Origin of the sequence: Vibrio sp. Vb1337 (assembly GCF_033338715.1) — a bacterium.
Classification (GTDB): Bacteria; Pseudomonadota; Gammaproteobacteria; order Enterobacterales; family Vibrionaceae; genus Vibrio; species Vibrio alginolyticus.
The window spans coordinates 1-1,159 of the sequence record NZ_JAWOTD010000193.1; the positions used below are offsets into that span (position 1 = coordinate 1).

Annotated in this window: 1 protein-coding gene and 1 pseudogene; both read left to right on the forward strand. The window is 45.8% G+C overall.

Annotation, left to right across the window (positions count from 1 at the left end):
• Positions 1 to 328: 328 nt before the first annotated feature.
• Entirely contained in the window at positions 329 to 973 is a 645-nt protein-coding gene (locus R7E42_RS24955) for a recombinase family protein (RefSeq protein WP_318073228.1), read from the forward strand.
• Positions 970 to 1,159 (forward strand): annotated as a pseudogene (locus tag R7E42_RS24960) (MFS transporter); the annotation flags it as partial. The gene R7E42_RS24955 and the pseudogene R7E42_RS24960, both read left to right, overlap by 4 nt.

The window sequence follows — 1,159 nt, forward strand, 5'->3', positions numbered from 1 at the left end:
AGTCTTGCTGTCACCGACCTCGATGGTGATTTTGCATTACCAGCCAAAGCCAAACTCGCCACAAGGTGAGCAATTGCAAAGCTAGCCAATACAACACCTAAAACAAAAAGCCGATACAAACATCTGTATCGGCTTTTTTCATTGCTTGCAGACAGATACCCCAACATACATCTTTGAACACCAATCAGCCATAAAACTCATCACCTAGATAATTGGGATATGCTCTAAGAAAACTTAAATGGCTCATTTAGTGTTGTAAGCATTAATGAACCCTTGTATATTTATGGACCATTACAGTATATGAACCAACCCAATGAGGAATGCGGTCATGACGACTTATATCTACACGCGCTACTCTCCAAAAAACAAAGCCCACAGTGAGCACCTTGCTGCGTTGCGCGAGGCCGCTCCTGATGCGCTGCATTTTGAAGATAAAATTCGTGGCTGCGTTCCCCCTTCAGAAAGAGAAGCGTTTCAAAAACTTAGCAATACTATTCAATCTGGCGACACCATCGTGATGTGGTGGCTGACAGCATTTGGTCGCGATTTTAGTCAGGCTCTCAACGCCATTCGAGCCTTGCTTGAAAAAGGCGTCACACTAAAAACCGTATGTGAACCATTGACGTTTGAACCTGACTCAGAACAGACGAAAACGTTACTCGCTTTGCTATCAGGTTATGGAAAGGTACAAATTCAGCATCGACTATTTGCGGCAGAGCAAGGCCGCCAAGCCATTAAAGATCAACCGGAGTTGTGGAAACAGAAGTTCCGTGGCCGCCCTGCTGACCGGGAAAAACATCGACTCATCGCGGCGTTACTATTAGAAGGTAACACGCTGTTGAGCGTGGCAGAGCAATGCGATGTCAGCTTGTCGACGGTTAAACGAGTCAAAGCAAAATTGAGCGAGTTTGATGAAGATGGCGCTCTAAGAACGCGAAAAAATGCCGGATTCGCTGATGGTGAAACATCATGAACCGTCCCATCAATTTCCGCACGATTCTATTGGCATGTTTGATCATCAGTGTTGGCCAACTGAGCATGGGTTTAGTGATGCCTTCCCTACCTTGGATCGCCAAAGACTTCTCAGTTTCACTCGATCAAGCGCAGCTCCTCGTGGGTATTTATCTACTTGGATTTGGCCCTTCCCAGTTCATCTATC